The following is a 263-nucleotide window of genomic DNA, read 5'->3' as shown; positions in this document are numbered from 1 at the left end:
ATCCGGCTCATTGGAAAGGATCGCGACGATCACCGATGTGTCGATGAACATCAGGGATGCCCCCACATCCCATCGATCTCGTCTTGCGTCATATCCCGTCCGCCTGGCTTGGCCATGGCGGCAAGCTCGTCTGCAAGGCCGCCGAGGCGTTCCGCGAGAGACCGCTCGGCGGCCACACGGCGGTATTCTGCTTCCAAGGCCTCAACCACAGCCTCGGTCATGGAGATGTGACGGCGCTCCGCGATACGTTTGGCGAGCTCACG

General features: G+C 62.4%; 1 protein-coding gene. It reads right to left on the bottom strand.

Translation table 11 applies throughout. From position 1 onward, the window contains the following. Positions 1-50: 50 nt before the first annotated feature. Positions 51-263 (bottom strand): type II toxin-antitoxin system VapB family antitoxin (locus tag N8L39_RS09355; RefSeq protein ID WP_261039389.1); only part of this gene is annotated, 213 nt, incomplete at its 5' end.

Origin of the sequence: Streptococcus mitis (assembly GCF_946190285.1) — a bacterium.
In the GTDB taxonomy this organism is placed as follows: Bacteria; Bacillota; Bacilli; order Lactobacillales; family Streptococcaceae; genus Streptococcus; species Streptococcus mitis_CP.
The sequence above is the reverse complement of the archived record's forward strand: the minus strand, read 5'-3'. Positions and strand labels throughout refer to the sequence as shown.